Source organism: Bifidobacterium sp. ESL1130, assembly GCF_058507935.1.
The window spans coordinates 154,785-173,355 of record NZ_CP196379.1 but is presented as its reverse complement, the minus strand read 5'-3'; the positions used below and the strand labels follow the sequence as shown (position 1 = coordinate 173,355).

Genomic DNA, 18,571 nt, shown 5'->3' with positions numbered 1-18,571 from the left:
TCAGCAACAACTGGCCGGGCACAGTCCCAGATAATTGAATCCTTTCTTCTTTTCTCTTCTCCTTACCCCGGTGCCAAGCCCACCGGGGTTTGTTGTATCTGAAGCGAGCGTGGAGTTCGCTCCGCTCGATGCCGGTACCTAGGTCTGCGCATTCCAGCTTAAGTAAGGTCATGCAGCCCAGCAGCAACGCGCAGAAGCACAGTTCATGCCTATGACCGCACCTGCAGCGACACGGCCGCGCACATTGTTATGTAAGAGAAACTGTGGTATGGTGAAGCCCGTATGCGCTTGCGCTACATGCGGATGTAGTTCATCGGTAGAATGGAAGCTTCCCAAGCTTCAGAGGCGGGTTCGACTCCCGTCATCCGCTCCGTTACGACTTCTACAACTTCGTCAGATGTTATGCTACCTTCACCAGCTGGTTCCATATGCTGGACTTCGGTTTACTCCCCTTATGCGAGAGGGCATATACCATGCTGCTAACCGGCATGTGCTGCGGCCAGGGTTGCACTGCGCAGCCCGGATAGGCATCCCATACACCCGGCTACCACTACGCAACAGGGAAGGACACGACATGATTACCACGCAACGCCTCGTATTGAGACCTTGGAACACCCATGATGACGCCGAAGCCCAGTCCCTGTTCCATTACGCCAACGACGCCGAGGTCGGGCCGCGCGCGGGATGGCCAGCACACGGCAGCGTGCAGGAAAGCCGCGATACCATCACCAATGTGCTCAGCGACGACGGTACTTTCGCCATCGTGCTGCGCAACGACGCCGACAATGCCACTACCGCTAACGACAGCAACGATACCGGCACCGCCAGCGGCCCGATTGGCAGCATCAGCCTCAAGCCCATGGAAGACGACATCATCGCCACGATCAACAGTGACGATGCGTTGCGCGCGCAATACGGGAATGACCTGCTCGGTGCGCGAGCCATCGGATATTGGATTGGCAAACCCTTCTGGGGACAAGGCTTGACGTCTGAAGCTCTGACCGCACTGTTGGACTACGCGTTCAACGACTTGCAGGTACCGGCCGTTTGGGGGCAACATTACGACAGTAATATCGGCTCGCGCCGTGTGATGGAGCACTGCGGCATGCACACCGTGTGCAGTGGCATCGACTGCGATTACCCACTGATCGGCAAACGCTACCCGTCAACCATCCAAATGATTACACGCCGCGAATGGCAGGCGCGATAACCAGCGAATCTCGAGACCTATCCCCCATTGCCCAATTCATTGGCGCGATGGGGCTTACTTATAGGCCTCATATTGGGGTTCGCTCATTCCGTGAGTACTTTTTCGAGAGGTGCGGCATAACCGTCAGTTGAAAACCGCGGTATTCCGCCATTTTTATTTTTGGTTTACCCGCATGCGCTCGAAAAGTACTCGCGGAATGAACGTGAGGGGAGCGAAGGTAACGAAGGTAGAGGAAGTAACGCAAGCTTTACTCGCAGCAAAATAGGCGGTTAATCAAGCGGCAGTAGGGCGGAGAGGTCGTCGCGCTCCCCTACTGCGGTAATGCGGCCGGCTTCTTTCTCCTCGGCCCACTGGGTCAGACCGCAAGCCAAGCGCAGCCAAACATCCGGTTCCAGCTCAATAACATCCGGAGGGGTGAGGTTGTGAGGATCCGAGGCCGGACCGTCGAGAATCTTGACGGCGCTCCATGGGGCCACGCGCACTTCCACCCCAGGACCGGGAGCCTTGTTTTCCAGTAAATAAAGCGAGTAACGCACTGCCATAGCCCAAGTGGGGCGCGGCAAATCGGGCGAGAACGCGAGCCTTGCCTCCAGCGATTCGCTGCGATGGGGTTCGGCGGCAGATCGCCACTGGTCGAACGCACGCATGCCTTTGGAAATATCTTGCTCTCGAATTGCAGCCATGCGCCCATTATAAGCTGGACATGCCGCCGGACTATGATACACGGACCATGCGCAACGGACGCGTGGACAGCGGCGGGCGCAACAGCAGACACACTCCACGTCACCGAATCGAGATTATAAACAGCAGACACACAATCTGGTTGATGTCTCCGATTATGAATCAGTACCACCACAACCGCCGCAATACACCGCTACAACGGTATGTATAACGAAAAACGGCTGCCCCAAACACCACACGGTGCTCAGAACAGCCGCAATAAGGTTCCCTGCTGCCTCAGCTCAACAGCGCGGCAGCGGGGAACAAACAATCAGGCCAAGCCTGGCGTGGTCGGAATCTCTCCGGTTTCCTTGTCAAGACCCAAATCGACGGGCGAGGAACTGTTCTCCCAAGGCTCCTCCCACGGATCGTAATCCGGATTCTGCTGCTTACGCACATACATGGCGACGACTACAGCGAGCAGACCTCCGAAGAGCAGCGCAAAGAACTTCCAACCGTTCGAAGACTTTTTCTCCATGACGGCTCCTTTCTGATTACTGTTGACTCGCCCTTTCAAGCCAACTCTAGTATCTATCATAGCTGATGGAATGTGAAAAGTCTGTGAGTATGGACAAAATCTGAACAGCAGCGCCACACATCCACACTACGCTGATGCTCTAGGCACGGTGCTCGTTCAGCACGGACTCCACCAGGTAGGAGTAGAGGTCACCCAAATTGTAGCCAGCCGCCACAGCAGCTTGCGGCAGCTGCGAAGTAGACGTCATGCCCGGCGCCACATTGGCCTCGAGGAACTGCGGCACACCTTGCTCATCCACAATGAAATCAGTGCGGGAGATATCACGCAAACCCAACGTTTCATGTGCTTTTTTGGCTGCTGTCTGCGCTGCTTTCAGCGTCTCCTGCGGCAAACGGGCCGGCACATAGAAATCTGTGGGGCCAGGGACGATACGAGCCTCATAATCGTACCTTCCCTCCGGCGTGGACACCTCCAGTGGCGGCAACACCAGAGACTCACCGCCGATGTCGAGGATCGACACCGAAATCTCCGTACCGGCCACAGCTTGCTCAACCAGCGCCACATCACCGTATGCAAAGCAGTCCACCATAGCTTGCGGGAGCTGCGCGGCATCATCCACACGAGTGCAACCCAAGGCCGAACCACCCATGGTGGGTTTGACAAACAGCGGCAATTGCAGCGACTTGACCAGCAAGTCCACAACCCTGCCGGCACCAAGCTCACGGAACATGGCCTCGGGCAGCGTGACCGAATGCGGTGTGGACAGGCCACCGAGCTTGCGTACCATATTCTTGGCGATGGGCTTGCTCCACGCGGTGCGGGATGCCTTGGGGCGGGAGCCGATATAGGGCAGTCCCTCCATCTCGAGGATGTCACGAATCGAGCCGTCCTCACCGATGGCACCGTGCAGCAGCGGCCAGACAATGTCGGGGCGAGTTGCCGGATCGGCAAGGTAGTTCAGCAGATCGCCGTCCATATCGTGGAAGGCAACGTTCCAGCCGGATTCCTCCAAGAACCCGCCGACACGATGACCGGACGCAATGGAGACATCGCGCTCATGGCTGAAACCGCCACATATCACCAGCACGGTGGTGGAGGACCGGTCAACGCCGAGACCTGCTCCAGAGAGCGTCGGCAACGCTGAATCAGAGTTACTGCGCGCGTGCTCACCTCGATGCTCAGGGAAGAGAATCGGCACGAAGTCAACGTCACGATCCTGCTCACCAGACATGTCACGCATATCGGAGAGCAAACCGGCAGCGGCATCAGTATCGCCAGCAGCGGCATCACCAGCAGCATCAACAGATACAGGACTGGCGAAATCTTTCGCTGCCGTAGCCGCGACAGCGGCGCCGTCAATCATAGGGACCGAGAGGGAAGCCACACCACCGACGGAAGGGGCAAAGTCAGAGCTGTCCGACCGGTCAGTCATGAAAGAGTAGCCGGTAGTGGCTGCAGCATTCGCAGATGCACCAGAATCATCGGCAGCATCGTCAGCGGCATCGCCATGAATGGCCTCAGCCCACTCATTGTGTACCAAATCGGCACTATCATCTGCGGAAACCTCTGCTGCCGAATCCTCCGGCAAGCCAAAATCAATCGTGCCGTTGGACTCGTCGGAACCTGACGCGGCACCCGCAGCATCAACCGAGTTGAACAGCGAGGTAAGTATCTCGTACGAGTTCCGCTCGTCTGCTTCAGCACCGTCGCTCGTCTGCTTGGCCGGCAGCCATGAATCACTCTGCAATGAATCGTCCATCGTATACCCTGCTTTCGTATTGTGCCGAATGTGCTGGTTATGCAGCTTGGGGTGAGCTGCAACCGTAGTGCATGGCGCGCCGGTCAGCCGCGTGGCCCTGACGTGCCGAAAAGCTCCGCGGTCTCACGCTCGGCTTCCATCACCCCGGACAGGCGGCGAATCCCCTCGCGAATCTCAGTGGGTGTGGGGTAGCAGAACGAGAGACGCATATGATGCGTGCCTTCACCGTGCAGATAGAAGCCCGTACCGGCCACATACGCGACTTTCGCCGTGGTGGCGCGCGGCAGCATGGCCTTTGAGTTGAGTTCGTCGGGAATCTTAAGCCATATGTAGAACCCGCCCTTGGGCTTGTTCCACGAACAGTACGGCAGATATTCCTTCAACGCCGTGTCCATCGCATCGCAACGTTCCTTGTACATACCCCGGTAGTCGGCGATCTGCGCTTTCCAGTCGAAGTTGTCGAGGTAGGTGGTGATGGTCATCTGGCTCATATTCGGCGGGCACAGGATGCTCGCCTCATTGGCGAGCACGAGTTTTTTGCGAATTCCCGGAGGTGCCACAATCCATGCGATGCGCATGCCAGGAGCGATGATTTTGGAGAAGCTGGACAGATAGACCACGTTCTCACTGTCCATGGAGCGCAGAGCAGGATAGGTCTGGCCATCAAAACCGAGCAGGCCGTAGGGGTTATCCTCCACAACGAGCACATGATATTTACGGGCGATCTCGAGAATGCGCGGACGGCGTTCCACGCTGAGCGTGACACCGGCGGGGTTGTGGAAGTTAGGCACGGTGTACAGGAACTTCACCTTTTTGCCGGCAGCCTGCTGATCCAGGATGGTCTGTTCGAACGACTCGGGAATCAACCCGTCCTCGTCGGTGGCGGCATTGGCCACTTCCACTTGGAACGAGCGGAACACACCAAGTGCCCCCACGTAGTTCGGGGCTTCGGAAATCACCACATCTCCCGGGTCGCACATGATACGCGTAACCAAGTCGATGGCATTCTGCGATCCGTTGGAAATCACCACATCATCAGCCTGCACGTCGGTGATGCCCTCAAGCTCCATGATCTGCAGCACGTCCTCACGCAGATGCGGATCGCCCTGCGCAGAGCCGTACTGCCACGCCTGATCGCCCTTGTCGCGCAACATTTTGGCCAGCAAATCGGAAAGCTCATCGAACGGCATGCGCTTCAAGTAGGGCATGCCGCCGGCAAGCGAGACCACATCAGGCCGGGATGCCACGGAGAAGAGCGCCCGAATCTCGGAGGCCTGCATGGACTGAGCCCTCGAGGCATAGGAATCGTACCAAGGGTCGTTCCTGATGACCTTCGGAGTGGGTGTGCTTGCGTCATTCACCATGCGTTCCAAGCCTTTCCTCAAGCGTATGTTCACAGCGATGCATTAGAAGAACTGCACTTTGACGATGTACAGATGGTTCTCGGGCAACGAGTTGGTGGGCACCCAGAGCATGAAGTCCTGAGAGGTGACCTTCTTGTCAAGTTTCACTTCCGTGGTACCGGAGGCGTCGAAGCTGAACTGTGCCACCTGCTGACCGGTTGTCGGATCATGGGTGGTGTTAGCGAGCAGCTGGGCGTTGCCGCCCGAAGTACGGATGGTAATCACAAACTTCGAGACTTCCTGCGGCTGGCTCAAGTGCATGTAGTACCCATAGCCGTCCTGCCCGTCGGGACGAGTGAGGAACGTCTGGGTGTCCACATCAAACGGCGTGGTGTTCTCCGGCTTGGCCTCTTCCTGCGCTTTAGGCTTCTTCCTGTCCTCGCTCTTGGGCTTATCATCCTCGGTGTTGCCGCTGAACGGCACCTGGTTGACGTGCATGTTCGGCCACGGGTCGGGAGAGGAGTCACCGATACCGCCCTTGCCTAGCAGGTTGAAGACCGCGAATCCGGCAGCCGCAAGCACGACCACAATCACTGCCACGATGGCGATGACTTTGGTGGTCACCTTGCCGAACAGCGGAGTATCTGCGATATCAGCACTGCCCTTGGTCTGGGAGGCCGGCGTGAAGCTGGGAGGCAGTATCTCGCCGCCCGCAGCCTTGGCGGCCTGTTGTTCGGCGCGCAGGGCACGAGCGGACTCGTTCCCTGGCTCTATGGGCATGCCGTTGGGGCCAAAGACGGGGATGCGGCCAGTGGCTTCGAAGGAGAGACCACCGGTGTCTTCGCCGACTGCACCAGCGCGCGAGGCGTGCGTATTGAAGTCGAATTGTGTGGTGGACTGGTTGTTCTGCTGCACCACTTCGAAGTCGGGGAACAGCGAATCGTCCGCATACGCGTCGATTGGCCTGAAGGCCTGCGCCATCTCGGCTGCGGCGATGTCATGAAAATCCATACCTGCGCCGGTGTCTTCGCCGTAAGACTGGCCGGTTTGCGGCGGCGCCGGAGCGGCAGCGGGCTGGACGGCCTGCTGACCGCGCTTCCAGAACCGACGAGACGACTGCTTGGCCGGAGCAGAGGTCACAGGAGCGGAGGACTCTGGATCGGAGGGCGCAGAGTGGTTGGAGGGCACAGAGTAGTTGGAAGGCACAGAGTAGTTCGCTTGCGCCGCCGGCATGGGGGGCATGGCCGCTGTGCTGGCAGCCGCCGAAACGGGCTGCGCCTGGCCTTGCGGCTGGATGGAAGCGGGCATCGAGCGCTGCTCGGATTGCGCGCCGGACTGGGCGGCAGACCGCCGAGCCGCACGCGCTGCTTGACGAGCTGCCTGCTGAGCCACAGCATCACTTTGCGCTGTACTCCGGGCATTGGCAGGTGCACCCGCGGCGCTGCCGTTGCCGACTACTGTACGCGATGAGGTTGCTGCACCATCCGCTGTACGAGCAGCCTGATCTGTGTGCCCTGTCGCGGCACCATGCGTCGATTGCTGCGCCAAACCTGCGGCCACTCCCGCAGCTCCAGCCGCACCAGCAGAAACCGCAGAGACAGCAGCGGACTGGGATGCATCTGCGGAACCCGTAAGTTCACCCGGCAGCGCAATCACATTGTTCTTGCCCACGGCGCGGAGCTTAATCATGGCGATGGTGGACGGAGCCTGACTCTTGGGACGGCTCAAATCCTGCTCGCCAAGTTCTGCCACAGGCGTCCAGTCGCCCAGCAGCGCCATCAGTTCGGAGATCGAAACCATGGAGATGGTGGGAGATTTGCCGTCCTTGTCGGCGATGCCCGAAGCATTGGATTTCGCTTCGGCGTACTGCACCGTCAGGCCACGCCGGCAGATAACCTGAAATTCTTCAGGAACATCTGGATCAAACCTACTGAAATCAAAGGTTTCCACATTTGCAGTGGTCCGCCCGGTGAGTATGGCATACAGCAACGCCGAGGTCTGATAGATGGCGATGCGTTCCGCATCCATCTCCGGCGCCTGCACAAAGTCGGAGAACAGCGCACTGACCGGAGCATCGGCAATCTTCACACCATCACTGGTGACGCGCACCATGTCCGAACTCAACGTATGCAGGTTCAGGCCGTCAGAAAGCAGCTGATGCAGACCGTTTGCCACCTCACCCACAATCGAGCGAATGGCTTCCATGCTCAACGTGCGCCCGCTGTCGGGCTTCATATAGTCGCTCAGCGCCTCACCCTCGTCAAGATGGGTGACCAGCACCGGCACACTGCCAACGTGTTGCATCTGGCTGACTTGCGTGAACATGCTGCTGCGCGAGAGGGCAAGCGAGGATGCCACCGCCTCGGTGTGGGCGATGGACTGCTTGTCGGTGATGACGAACATCTGGCGCTCACCGCCAAGCACCTGATCCTTGACATGCCAAGCCTCAATGCCGGGAGCTGAGCGCAGCTGAGCCACCAACGTGTATCGGCCGATGGCAACGTCTCCTGGCTGAGGTTTCATAATATTTCTAGCTCCATGGCGCACATGAACAACTGACTGTCTTTTTCTTTCACCCATTCTAACCGCAGGAGTGACCGGGGCGGGTGCCGGAGGCTCCGGAACGGAAGGGCGGGGGGAACTGTACAGGATTCTTGGCTCCTGCAAACGCGGACTCATCACCACCCGGTACGATTCGCTGTCGTCAGGAATGGCGTGTTGGGCCACGTGAGGCCGCTTGCCATTGGGCTGACCGAGCACCGCGTTGATGATGACGTCGCCGGAATGATCACGGACACGTGTGATTACATCGGTGGCAACGGTGACCAGCTCACCGGTTTTGAGCACCCACAGCGTGCCGAGGTAGAGCACTACGACAAGCACCGCAAGCACCGCGCATATGGCCACGGCCTGTATCCAGTTCATCTGGCCCGAATGCGCCTCCAAATGCGCACCGAACAGTGCGTAGACGGCATGCTGGAGGAGCAGGCCGCCGACCATGGCCACTGCCATGGCGATGATGCCTTTGGCGAACGTGCCGGTCAGCCGCCTGCCGTCGAGGTTGTTATCGAACCGTTTTCGCAGCATACCCACCAAAACCGGGAACGGCAGAAGGTAACTCACCGATATGGTGGCACCAAGCAGGGCAGCCCAGTTGTCGGGGCGAATGAGCACGATACCGACCATCAGAAGCACCACTTGCAGACCGGCTTGCAACACCACAAACAGGAAGGGATGGAAACCGTCCTCGAAGGCATAGAAGGTACGCTGAATGATGAGATACGTGGACGACAGCGGCAGGCTAAACGCCAGCGTGATGAGCGGCCCAGACATGAGCAGCGCCTCTTTCACGCTCACCGATGGCAGCAGCGCCAGCATGATGGGCACCGGCATCACCACGAATACCGCAGTGAAGAAGCACATCAGCAGCCATACGTTACGCAGCGATTGGCTCAGGTCGGCGCGTGCGGAACCCAAGTCCCGGTCGGCGATGGACTGGGCGATGCGCGGGAAAATGGCGGTGGCCACCGACACCGCAATAAGCGAGTATGGCAGGATATAAATCGTGTAGGCGTTCTGGTAGCTGGCGTTGCCGGCAACCTCGTACAGGCTGGTGTGCAGCTGTTCGTGGGCCTTGAGCGGAGCCGAGGTGGTGACGCGTGTGTTGATGATGTTGGCAATCTGGTCCACGATCACGATGCCGATGCTCCATGCGGCCACCGATCCCATCTGGCGCAGGCCGATGCCGTGCAGGCCGAACTTGGGGCGGAACCGGAAACCTATCTTGAACAGCGGCAGGAACAGGACGAGCGCTTGGAAGGCCACACCGAGCGTCCACGCGCCGGCGGTGAGCGCCACCTTGTCTCCCGTCCAAAAGCTGAGCGGCTGCTTGTCTGACTTGCCGAACAGCACAATGAAGGCAGTGAAACCTATGCAGCTGATGACATTGGCTCCCACAGAACTCCACGCATACGTGCCAAAATGGTCCTTGGCGGCCAGAATCTGCCCGAGCACGGTGTACAGCCCGTAGAAGAAGACCTGCGGTACGCACCATAAGGTGAAAGAAGTGGACAGTGCCAGCATGTCGGCGCCGCCGTCCACGTAGACGCGCGTAAGCCAAGGGGCGGCGAGCCCCACGATGACTGTGACCGCCAACAGCAGGGTCATAGCGAAGGTGATGAGCTTGTTGAGCTTCTCCTCGGCATCATCCGCTTTGAGCGTGCGCACGATCTGCGGGACAAGCACCGCGTTGAAGATGCCGCCGGAGACAAGGGTAAAGATGACCTGAGGAATCTGGGAGCCGGCCTGGTAGGCATTGGCGGCCAAACCGGTGGTGCCGACTGCTGCGGCAAGCAGAATGGTGCGAATCTGGCCAGTGACACGCGACGCAGCGGTGCCAGCAGCCATGATCATGGAATTACGGCCTACGGAAGAACTCATTCGTCGGGATCCTTCTTGCGGTGGAACTGGCGCCACAGACCCAACGCGCCCATGGCCAGCGCGGCCACCACAAACAGTTTTCCGGTCACGTCGCTGATGCGCAGCGTGCTGGTGATGTCTGTGGATTGAGGTGCGGAGAATGTGGTACCGTCGCGGTCTCGTAGGGATAGGTGGGCAGTGGCAGAGCCGGATGTGGAGACACGGATCGCGAACGTGGTTTGCGTCTCGCCGCGTGCCGGAACGGATACCTCTTCGAAGCGCGACGTCACGATTTCCATGGAGTCGGTGAGCGACGAGACTTCGACACGTACCGGATAGGGATGATTGTTGCTCACGGTAACCGGCATTTTGGCGGATTCACTCACCACGGTGACCGGTTCGGACGGGGTGATGGAAACCCCTCCCAAAAGCTGCTGAGACAGGGATTGGGCCTTCTGCACCGTCTGGTTGCCAAGCGAAGTGTCTCCGGTACCGCTCAAGGCATACAGCGCCAGTCGGTCGTGCAAGGCAGTGATGCTTTCCACCCACTCCGTACCGCTCTGCGATCGTTTCGCCGCGCTGCCGGCATCCCGCCGAGCCAAGGACTGCGGTCCGTCCTGTTCGGAGGACTGCTTGTCCTTGCCGGTGGTGCCGTCGCCGTCTCTCGTGGCTTTGGCTGCATGCGCGGTGTCCAGCACCGATGAGCCGAACCGCAGAATATCTTGCCTGCTGCGCGACAGTGCAGTCAGGTTGTTGCGCAACGCCTGGTCCGTTTTTTGGCTCACACCCGATTCTTGGGGCAGCAGGCGTGTGGCGGCAGCGCCGGAACGATAGGGCTCCGCCCCGTTGAGCGACTCCAGATTGGAGAGCGACAGCCAGGATGCCTGTTCGATGGACTGCATCAGCGCTTCGGCTTCGTCACTGGGTTCAGCGGGAGAAAGGCAGATGAGCAGGTTGCGCGAGGCGTACGGCTGCTCCATCTGGTAGAAGGCGCTTTGCGCCATGAACCGTGAGACACGACCGGCACTGCTGTTTTCGGCTGTGGCACCGGCATCGGTTGGTTGCCCTTGCGCCAGCTGCGTAAGTTCCTTTTGCGCGGCCAGCACCGTGACATCGCCGGCATCGGTCGGCACTTCGTATTTGTCGGTATGCACAGTCGAATCGCTTTGACTGTTGAGCCCGAACGGGGCAATGACCGTGGAATACCCTTGTCTCTTGGCCTGGGTCAACGCTTCTTGCGTCCAGTTGCCTCTGCCTTGCCACGCATAGGCGGTAGGCGCGGACACCAAATTCCCGGAAGCTTCATGATACTGGCTCACGCTGGTTTCCGCGCTCCACGAACCGTCGGTGACGCCGGCTCCGGAATAGCTTCCCGGGTCATTGTGCGCGGCGTAGGCAGTGATGTCGAAGTTACCCGGCTGCATAACACCGTCAGTTTTCTGAGTGGTACCTGAAGCCTTGGCATAGGCGGGATCGGTAACCACCTGCAGGCCAGGATGGCGCGCGATGAGCTGCTTGGGGTCAAGCTTGGTACTGGTGCCGCTGGCTTTCGCCTCGCTCGCGGCACGCCGGTCATTGCTGACATTGCTTGGCGTGACGATGGAATCCGAATTCTGGCCTTTGGTCATCAGCGTATTGAGTTTGTCGCTTTCAAGATCCCACCCGTCCGCAGTGAGCGGCAGCACCACGGTGACTTGCATCGCCGGGGTGGCGCTCTCCTGCAGTCCATCTCGCGAGCGGGTCAGGAACGTATGCAACGTGGCGGTCGAGGGTTTCCTGCTGCCCGGTGCCGCAGCGTCTCCAGCGTTGTACTCGATAAGCACTGGTTTGGGACCCCAGGAAGCAAAGGCCTTGAGTGTCTTCTGATCGCGGTTTGCGTCCACGCTCACCGTTGCTTTGCCTTTGGGCACCAGGGCCGGCACGTCGACGCTGCCGAGTTCGTCGGGGGTGGGGATATGCGTGGCGCTTTGCGACCAATCCTGGAAATCCGAGCGGGAAACGAACGTGTAGGCCACGCTGGTGGATATGCTCAACCGACCCGCCGGCAGCTCTTTATCCGTACTATTACGCACGGTGATCGTGGAGTGGTAGCCCGATGTATCGCTGACCACCGGGGTGGCTTGCACCACGGAAAGCGCCGCTTTGGGCTTCTCCGCCACACTGGTCACCTCACCTTGAGTGTTCTCCTGCGCTGCTGCCAGCGTCGGGTTGGCCGCGCCCACAGTCAGGCACAGCGCGGCTACGCCTGCCGCACAAGCGAGAGCAAGCCGTTTGAGATGTGCACGCATACGAGGCACATGGGAGTGAGATGTCACGCTTCTGCCTGCCTGTTCAGTTTGCGGGCGTACAGCCACACGATTTTGCGTTCATTAGGGTAGCTCAGCACTTGGTCTAGCGTGTCGAAATCCACCCATACCGCATCTTCGGCCTCCCTGTCCGGGTCCCCTTCCACGCTCAGCTCGCCTCCTACTTGGCGCAAGGCAAAATGGTGCACCAGCTTGTGCACGCGCTGTTCGGTGCCGGTAAACCAATAGTCAGTGGTGGCGATGGAATCGATAACCTCACCCTGGATGCCGGTTTCCTCTCGAATTTCGCGCACTGCCGTCTGCCTGGGGGTCTCCCCTTTTTCTATATGACCTTTGGGCAGGCACCATTCCAAGTGCCCGCTGCGCGAATGCCGGGCAATGATGGCGACGCGCCCTTGATCGTCGAATACCAGACCTCCGGCGGAATATTCACGCACAGCCGGAAGCTCCTGCGCGTCGAGCGAAGCGAAGGTGGCGGGAGTGTCGTCGGAACGTTTATGCGGCATCACCGCTGGGGTCGGCGTGCCATCCGACTCGTCCCCCTGCCCTGCGGCATCCGCCACGCCGGCGTGCAACCGCTCAGGCCGTGACTGTGAAGTGTATCGCAGTATATCTGCCTGTACGCCTCCTGTCGAACCGGCCGTTTCCCCAGCATTCCCGGCTTTTTGGGCGCGTTGACCCGAAGTCCTGGCCGCCATGCGCGCCAAATCCGCGGGTGTAATCATGCTTACCACTCTACTCAACCCGATGTGCAGATGGGGTGAAGGTATGCTGGTAGGCACGTGAATGTGTTGTGCCGGGCGCGAAGCGCGGAGAAAAGAAAGGTGCCCTCAGTGGATTTTGCAGTGTGGCCGGAAGCTATGGAATTGGGGCGCATGTTTGAGGCCCAGGGTTTTGAGCTGGCGTTGGTGGGCGGTCCTGTACGCGATTTGCTGCTGCACCGTCCCAGCCATGACCTCGACTTCTGCACGTCGGCACGTCCCGACCAGTTCGAGCCGATTCTCAAGCGTTTCGGCCACGACGGCTTTTGGGACATGGGCCGTAAGTTCGGCACGCTCGGAGCCATGCGACGCAGAGAGGACGGCACCGAAATCAAAGTGGAGGTGACCACCTACCGCTCCGACCAGTACGATCCCGAGTCCCGCAAGCCCGAGGTGAGCTATGGCGATAGCCTCGAAGGCGACCTGTCCCGCCGCGATTTCACGGTGAACGCCATGGCGCTACGGGTGCCCGACCTTGAGTTCATCGACCCATTCGGCGGTGCCAACGACTTGGCGCGCGGCGTGTTGCGCACCCCGGTCGATCCTCGTCAATCCTTCGACGACGACCCGTTGCGCATGATGCGCGCCGTGCGGTTCGTCGCCCAGCTGGGCTTCCGCATCGAGCCGGATACCGCCGAAGCCATCACCGACATGACCGATCGCATCTCCATTGTTTCCGCCGAACGTGTGCGCGATGAGCTGATCAAACTGCTGCTTTCCGAACGCCCGCACGAGGGGGTGGAGGCACTCGTGGACTCCGGACTGGCAGATATTGTGCTGCCTGAGATTCCGGCTCTTCAATTGGAAATCGACGAGCACCACCGCCACAAGGACGTCTTCGGCCACACCCTTATGGTGCTCGACCGTGCCATCGCCCTGGAAACCGGGCCGGACGGACCCGTGCCCGCGCCCGACTTGACATTGCGCCTGGCCGCTCTGCTGCATGACATCGGCAAGCCTGCCACCCGCCGTTTTGAAGCACGCGGCAAGGTGAGCTTCCATCACCACGATGTGGTGGGAGCCAAAATGGTGCGCAAACGCATGAAGGCGCTGCGCTTCGACCACCATCTCATCGCCGATGTCAGCGAGCTGGTCAACCTGCACCTGCGCTTCCACGGCTACGTGGACGAGCCGTGGACGGACTCAGCAGTACGCCGCTACGTCAAGGATGCCGGTCCCCTGTACGAGCGTCTCAACCGTCTTACCAGAGCCGATGCGACCACGCAGAACCGGCGCAAGGCGCTTATGTTCTCCTCGGCGATGGATGAGATGGAAGATCGTGTGCGTGAACTGAAAAAGCAGGAGGATTTTGACGCAATCCGCCCTGATATCAACGGCAACGAAATCATTGAGATTCTGGGCATTGAGCCGGGGCCACTCGTAGGCCGTGCGTACAAGCATATGCTTGATTTCCGCCTTGACCATGGCCCGGCGAGCCGTGACGAGGCTGTGGCCGAGCTTAAACGCTGGGCGGCAGAGCAAGACTAAGGCACGAGCGGCAGGTTGGCACGTCAGCGTGGATATGCCGGCCTTGATGGCCATGTTGCCGAAGGTGACGGGCCATCGTTAACGCGGCAGCCTGGCGAGCCGAATCGACTCGACGACTATCAACTATTGTCGCTGGGATTGTCGTCTCTGGGCGACGAAACGATTGGATCGTGCACCAAAGCCTTGGGAAGCTTGGACTTGTCAACCTTATCCAGCGGCGTGCATCCCTCTAGGTTGGTGATTGAAGCTCCGGCCGCCGGCACGCTCTTCGTCTCCACCAAATCGTTGAACGTGGCCCCGATGACCACATCCACCAAATCGTCCGTTCGGTCGTCCATCACCATCTTGGCATCGGAGAAGTTGGCGTTGAGCGTGTAGGCGTCGGCGATGGCATTCACACCGTAGTAGATGGTGGTGCGCTTAACGTTGGTATCTTCAAAGTTAGAGATTGAGACCACTGAAAAATGACGGTTTTCCAGCGCCTCACCCACAGCTTTTGCAAAGCCGGTCGACGAGGTACCGTTAAGCACCCTTACCGACACCTCTGAATTGGCCATGTACACGGCTCGATCCTTGGTTTTGTGGTCGGCGTTCTTTTCCGCTGGGGCGCACACCGAAGGGGAACCGAAATTCACTGGGCCGCCGTCCTCGGCGTTATCTTTCGGCTCACCGCCGAGAACATGGAAAAACACCAGCAACGAAATGACGAACAGCACCACCATCGCCGCCACGACGATGGTAAACACCTTGTTTTGCCGTTCACGCACGTAGCGCTTGCGGGCCTCACGTTCGTCCCCCATGTGCGGCATATCTGCTCACGTCCTGTCATTACTCAGCGCGCTATCGGTGCGCATTATCGTGACTCTCATTTTAGCGTCTATACGTGACGCTGCAGGCAAGCCTTATTGTGCTGCGGCCGCAGCCAGCGTCGTGAACTCCTCAATGGTGAGCGTCTCCCCCCGGCGTGTGGGGTCGATGCCGGCCTGCGCGAAATCCTCGTCACTGACCAAACCCTTAAGTGCGGCATGTAAGGTTTTGCGCCTCTGGCTAAACGCCGCATCGATCAATCGGAACACTGTTTCACGGCCGTCCAGCGCCGTCTGGCTTGTCCGTGCTTTGCGCGTGAACAGCACCAGCGCCGAATCGACGTTGGGCGCAGGCCAGAACACGTTGCGCCCCACCACGCCTACGCGCTCAGCATGCCCATACCATGCCAGTTTTACGCTCGGGGATCCATATATCTTCGACCCGGGCTTGGCGGCAAGGCGGTCAGCCACTTCCTTCTGCACCATGACAAGGAAGCGGTCCAAGTTGGCGAACCGTTCAAGAGCCGTGAGCAGGATGGGAGTGGCCACGTTGTACGGCAGATTCGAAACGAGCGTAAAGGATGGCAAGCGCTCCGGGCTGATCTGCGGCAGGGTTTGCGGACTCATGTCCAGCGCATTCATGTTGACGACGGCAAGGCGCGAGGAAGCCTCGGGCATGAACTCTGCCACCGTTTCGGGCAGCCGCGCGGCCAGTGGCGGATCTATCTCCACAGCTGTCACGTGCGCTCCGGTTTCCAAGAGCGCCAAGGTGAGCGAACCAAGGCCGGGCCCTACTTCTACAACGTTGGTGTCGGCTCTCACGCCTGCCTCGCGGACGATGCGACGCACGGTGCCTGGGTCTATGACGAAGTTCTGCCCGAGCTTCTTGGTTGGGCTGATGCCGGCTTCAGCAGCGATACGTCTGATATCTGCGGCGCCAAGCAGCCGTCCGGAAGTAGGCACCCCATCCCCTGCCGGTTGCGCGTGGAGAGCAGATGCCGATACGTTTCCCCCAGCGTGTGCAGATGCATTGGACGGAGACACAGCCCAGTCGGGTGAGCCGAGGGCAGCAGCATTCGTGCCATCGGCTTCAACGCGGGTACTACTCGACACGAAACTGTCGGCGCGGTCGGTATCAGGTTTGCTCATGCTCTAAACCTACAACTGCGCGCGAACCAATGCGGCGCGCGGCGCACGCTCTCATGGTTAGCAACGCACAAAACCCTCTGCGGGACACCACTACACCCGTACGATCAGTACCAGTTGTATTGTCTCCAGTGGTTCAGAGCGGCGGATGGTGAACCGTATCGACCTTTGATGTAGTTCAATCCCCAATTAATCTGGATGGCGGCGTCGTCTTTCCAGTTGGCGCCATAATCACCCATCTGCTTGCCCGGCAATGCCTGCGGTATGCCGTACGCACCACTCTTTGGATTTCCCGCATTCCAACGCCAACCGGACTCTTTGTTCCACAAGGTGACCAAGTCGGTGTACTCCTGCCCGGTCCATCCGTACGCCGCGGCAGCACCCTGCGCATACACCTGAGCTTCATGGGCGGAAGCATGCCACAAACCGCTCGGTGTCGGCTCAGGAGCCGGCTCCGGTTTGGGGGCAGGAGCTGGTTCCGGCTTCGGCTGAGGCGCAGGAGCAGGCTGAGGGGCAGGGGTTGGAGCCGGCTGTGTGCTGGAACCGTTACCGTTTGCATTTGGCTTGGAATTCTGGTTTCCGGAATCGTTCGGCTTGGGGTTATCTTTGCCTTTGTCGCTCTCTTTGCCCTTATCGGTGTTGCCTTTACCAGCGTCCTGATCGGTCTTATCGGTGTCTTTGCCGCCGTTGCCTGGCTTGGCACCGTGAGCGTCACCGGAATCTGCACCATCCGGACTTGCGGCAGGAGCTGCAGGACCCACCGCAATGATTTCATCCATGGCGGCCGTGGTGACGGTCTCCGACTTGAGTGCTTTGCCCTCGGCCTGACCGTCCACGTAAGTGACGTCGTACACCTGTTCTTTTGTGCCGGTCTGCCCCACTTGCCGCACCTGCTGCTCCCCAGGCTGCAACGAGGCGTCCACTACAGTATGGGACGCAAAGGGAATGGAAATCATCTGAGTCTCATCGCCATGAGTGACTCGCTGGACTCGCAGGATGGTGTTGCCGCCGTCCTCTTCCACACTGATGCGGTCGTCTTTGCCTAAAGCGATGTTCTTTGAATCAAGAATCGAAGCGGCAGACAGCTTGCCATCCGGCGCGACGGAGGTGTTGCCGTCTGCAATGACCGTGACCGGGCCTTCTTTGTTGATAACAAGCCCGCCGGTGAGCTGATTGTAGACATTGCTGATGTTCACCGTCACCTTGGCGGCGTCCTGCTCGCTGGATTTGAAAAAGCTGAGCAGCTGGCTGGCCGAGGTTGCGGAAGTCCAGAACGGCACCTCCTGCCCGTCAATGGTAATGGTGGCTTGGTAGGCGCTGTTCATGCTCACTACGGAATGGTTCTGCAACGCACCGCCCGTAGTGGACTTGACCACGTCGTGAGTCTTGGTTGTGATGCCCTGCTCTTGCAGAAGCCGATCCACGCTCTGCGCATACGTGGTGACCGTACGCGTCTCACCGTTGACCGTCAACGCCACGGTCTTGCGCGCCGAAACCATAAAGGCCACCACGCACACCAGCGCCACAGCAGCAACGCACACCATAATGCGTATGCGCCGCATAGTTACAAACCGCTGTGGTGTCCATCGACGTGCCATAAGCTGCCCTCCAACTGGCACCGCGCCCGCATATTGCCTACTTCCAAGACCTGTTGGCCTTGCATTTCGCGACTTTCCGTTCCCTTGAAGTCGCCTTCTCTTGTCTCACATCATACCTGTTTGCATAGGACGAACATGCCGAATATCACTCTGTGCAAAATCCTTGGATATGCTTAAACCCCTGATATATCCACCAAATGCGCATATTATGTAATTCATCTCACAGTCCCAACACTCCTATTCTCCATCCTTTACTTACCCCTTGCGCGTTCAGTAGGGACTTTCGGCCGACTAACGAGTGACTAGGGCAGCACCAGCAATAGTGAAATGTTCAGTAGGGACGTTTTCGGCCAGCTTCACGCGATTCCATATTGTAAAACACTGCAATTCCGCCGTTCTTGTTATTCCGTTACAGTGGAAATACCTCCAAACGTCCCTACTGAACGAAATCGGATGCGCATGGTGTGCAACAGGGAACATGGCGATACGGAGGTGGTGACGCGGAGAAGAAAAGGGGCGGAAGCGAAGGGGATACTT

12 protein-coding genes and 1 tRNA gene are annotated in these 18,571 nt (G+C 59.2%); 3 read left to right on the top strand and 10 right to left on the bottom strand.

Annotated elements, in window-relative coordinates; all coding sequences use genetic code 11:
- Positions 1-299 precede the first annotated feature (299 nt).
- Together ACSYSO_RS00595 and ACSYSO_RS00590 are read left to right on the top strand one after the other, a co-directional pair.
- Positions 300-370, top strand: a tRNA-Gly gene (locus ACSYSO_RS00595).
- Positions 371-574: 204 nt separating this feature from the next.
- Positions 575-1,210 carry a GNAT family N-acetyltransferase gene (locus ACSYSO_RS00590; RefSeq protein ID WP_491701800.1) on the top strand — a complete coding sequence of 212 codons (636 nt, stop codon included), beginning with the start codon at positions 575-577 and terminating at the stop codon, positions 1,208-1,210.
- 269 nt (positions 1,211-1,479) lie between these two features.
- Here ACSYSO_RS00590 and ACSYSO_RS00585 read toward each other — a convergent pair whose 3' ends face one another.
- The 7 genes from ACSYSO_RS00585 to ACSYSO_RS00555 all read right to left on the bottom strand — a co-directional run bounded on the left by ACSYSO_RS00585 (position 1,480) and on the right by ACSYSO_RS00555 (position 12,960).
- The gene (locus tag ACSYSO_RS00585; RefSeq protein ID WP_489799692.1) at positions 1,480-1,893 is read right to left on the bottom strand and encodes a sterol carrier family protein; all 414 of its coding nucleotides are present in this window, start codon (positions 1,891-1,893) and stop codon (positions 1,480-1,482) included.
- Positions 1,894-2,201: 308 nt separating this feature from the next.
- Positions 2,202-2,408: a hypothetical protein gene (locus ACSYSO_RS00580; protein ID WP_489799694.1), complete on the bottom strand. Its 207-nt coding sequence runs from the start codon at positions 2,406-2,408 to the stop codon at positions 2,202-2,204.
- A gap of 139 nt (positions 2,409-2,547) precedes the next feature.
- Complete coding sequence (locus tag ACSYSO_RS00575; protein WP_491701799.1) at positions 2,548-4,167, bottom strand: D-alanine--D-alanine ligase family protein; 1,620 nt, start codon at positions 4,165-4,167, stop codon at positions 2,548-2,550.
- Between the two features lie 83 nt (positions 4,168-4,250).
- Positions 4,251-5,531: an aminotransferase-like domain-containing protein gene (locus ACSYSO_RS00570; RefSeq protein ID WP_491701798.1), complete on the bottom strand. Its 1,281-nt coding sequence runs from the start codon at positions 5,529-5,531 to the stop codon at positions 4,251-4,253.
- A gap of 42 nt (positions 5,532-5,573) precedes the next feature.
- A complete protein-coding gene (locus tag ACSYSO_RS00565) occupies positions 5,574-9,950 on the bottom strand; it encodes a lipid II flippase MurJ (protein ID WP_491701797.1) in 4,377 nt (1,458 codons plus the stop codon).
- Entirely contained in the window at positions 9,947-12,244 is a 2,298-nt protein-coding gene (locus ACSYSO_RS00560) for a DUF6049 family protein (protein WP_491701796.1), read from the bottom strand. Before ACSYSO_RS00560 ends, ACSYSO_RS00565 begins: the two co-directional genes overlap by 4 nt.
- Positions 12,241-12,960 (bottom strand): NUDIX hydrolase, encoded by a 720-nt coding sequence (locus ACSYSO_RS00555; protein ID WP_489799702.1) that lies wholly within the window; start codon positions 12,958-12,960, stop codon positions 12,241-12,243. The genes ACSYSO_RS00560 and ACSYSO_RS00555 overlap by 4 nt, the downstream gene beginning before the upstream one ends.
- A 108-nt stretch (positions 12,961-13,068) precedes the next feature.
- Between ACSYSO_RS00555 and ACSYSO_RS00550 the strand changes: the two genes are divergently transcribed.
- Complete coding sequence (locus tag ACSYSO_RS00550; protein ID WP_491701795.1) at positions 13,069-14,484, top strand: CCA tRNA nucleotidyltransferase; 1,416 nt, start codon at positions 13,069-13,071, stop codon at positions 14,482-14,484.
- Positions 14,485-14,603: 119 nt separating this feature from the next.
- Here ACSYSO_RS00550 and ACSYSO_RS00545 read toward each other — a convergent pair whose 3' ends face one another.
- The 3 genes from ACSYSO_RS00545 to ACSYSO_RS00535 all read right to left on the bottom strand — a co-directional run bounded on the left by ACSYSO_RS00545 (position 14,604) and on the right by ACSYSO_RS00535 (position 18,034).
- Positions 14,604-15,293 (bottom strand): LytR C-terminal domain-containing protein, encoded by a 690-nt coding sequence (locus ACSYSO_RS00545; protein WP_489799706.1) that lies wholly within the window; start codon positions 15,291-15,293, stop codon positions 14,604-14,606.
- 93 nt (positions 15,294-15,386) lie between these two features.
- Complete coding sequence (rsmA, locus tag ACSYSO_RS00540; protein WP_491701794.1) at positions 15,387-16,439, bottom strand: 16S rRNA (adenine(1518)-N(6)/adenine(1519)-N(6))-dimethyltransferase RsmA; 1,053 nt, start codon at positions 16,437-16,439, stop codon at positions 15,387-15,389.
- Positions 16,440-16,543: 104 nt separating this feature from the next.
- Entirely contained in the window at positions 16,544-18,034 is a 1,491-nt protein-coding gene (locus tag ACSYSO_RS00535; protein ID WP_491701793.1) for a resuscitation-promoting factor, read from the bottom strand.
- Between the last annotated feature and the right edge of the window lie 537 nt (positions 18,035-18,571).

What these genes read in the sequence shown, in the direction of transcription:
- ACSYSO_RS00590 (WP_491701800.1), top strand. Translation starts at nt 575, where the DNA reads ATGATTACCACGCAACGCCTCGTATTGAGACCTTGGAACACCCATGAT.
- ACSYSO_RS00585 (WP_489799692.1), bottom strand. Translation starts at nt 1,893, where the DNA reads ATGGCTGCAATTCGAGAGCAAGATATTTCCAAAGGCATGCGTGCGTTC.
- ACSYSO_RS00580 (WP_489799694.1), bottom strand. Translation starts at nt 2,408, where the DNA reads ATGGAGAAAAAGTCTTCGAACGGTTGGAAGTTCTTTGCGCTGCTCTTC.
- ACSYSO_RS00575 (WP_491701799.1), bottom strand. Translation starts at nt 4,167, where the DNA reads ATGGACGATTCATTGCAGAGTGATTCATGGCTGCCGGCCAAGCAGACG.
- ACSYSO_RS00570 (WP_491701798.1), bottom strand. Translation starts at nt 5,531, where the DNA reads ATGGTGAATGACGCAAGCACACCCACTCCGAAGGTCATCAGGAACGAC.
- ACSYSO_RS00565 (WP_491701797.1), bottom strand. Translation starts at nt 9,950, where the DNA reads ATGAGTTCTTCCGTAGGCCGTAATTCCATGATCATGGCTGCTGGCACC.
- ACSYSO_RS00555 (WP_489799702.1), bottom strand. Translation starts at nt 12,960, where the DNA reads ATGATTACACCCGCGGATTTGGCGCGCATGGCGGCCAGGACTTCGGGT.
- ACSYSO_RS00545 (WP_489799706.1), bottom strand. Translation starts at nt 15,293, where the DNA reads ATGCCGCACATGGGGGACGAACGTGAGGCCCGCAAGCGCTACGTGCGT.
- rsmA (WP_491701794.1), bottom strand. Translation starts at nt 16,439, where the DNA reads ATGAGCAAACCTGATACCGACCGCGCCGACAGTTTCGTGTCGAGTAGT.
- ACSYSO_RS00535 (WP_491701793.1), bottom strand. Translation starts at nt 18,034, where the DNA reads ATGGCACGTCGATGGACACCACAGCGGTTTGTAACTATGCGGCGCATA.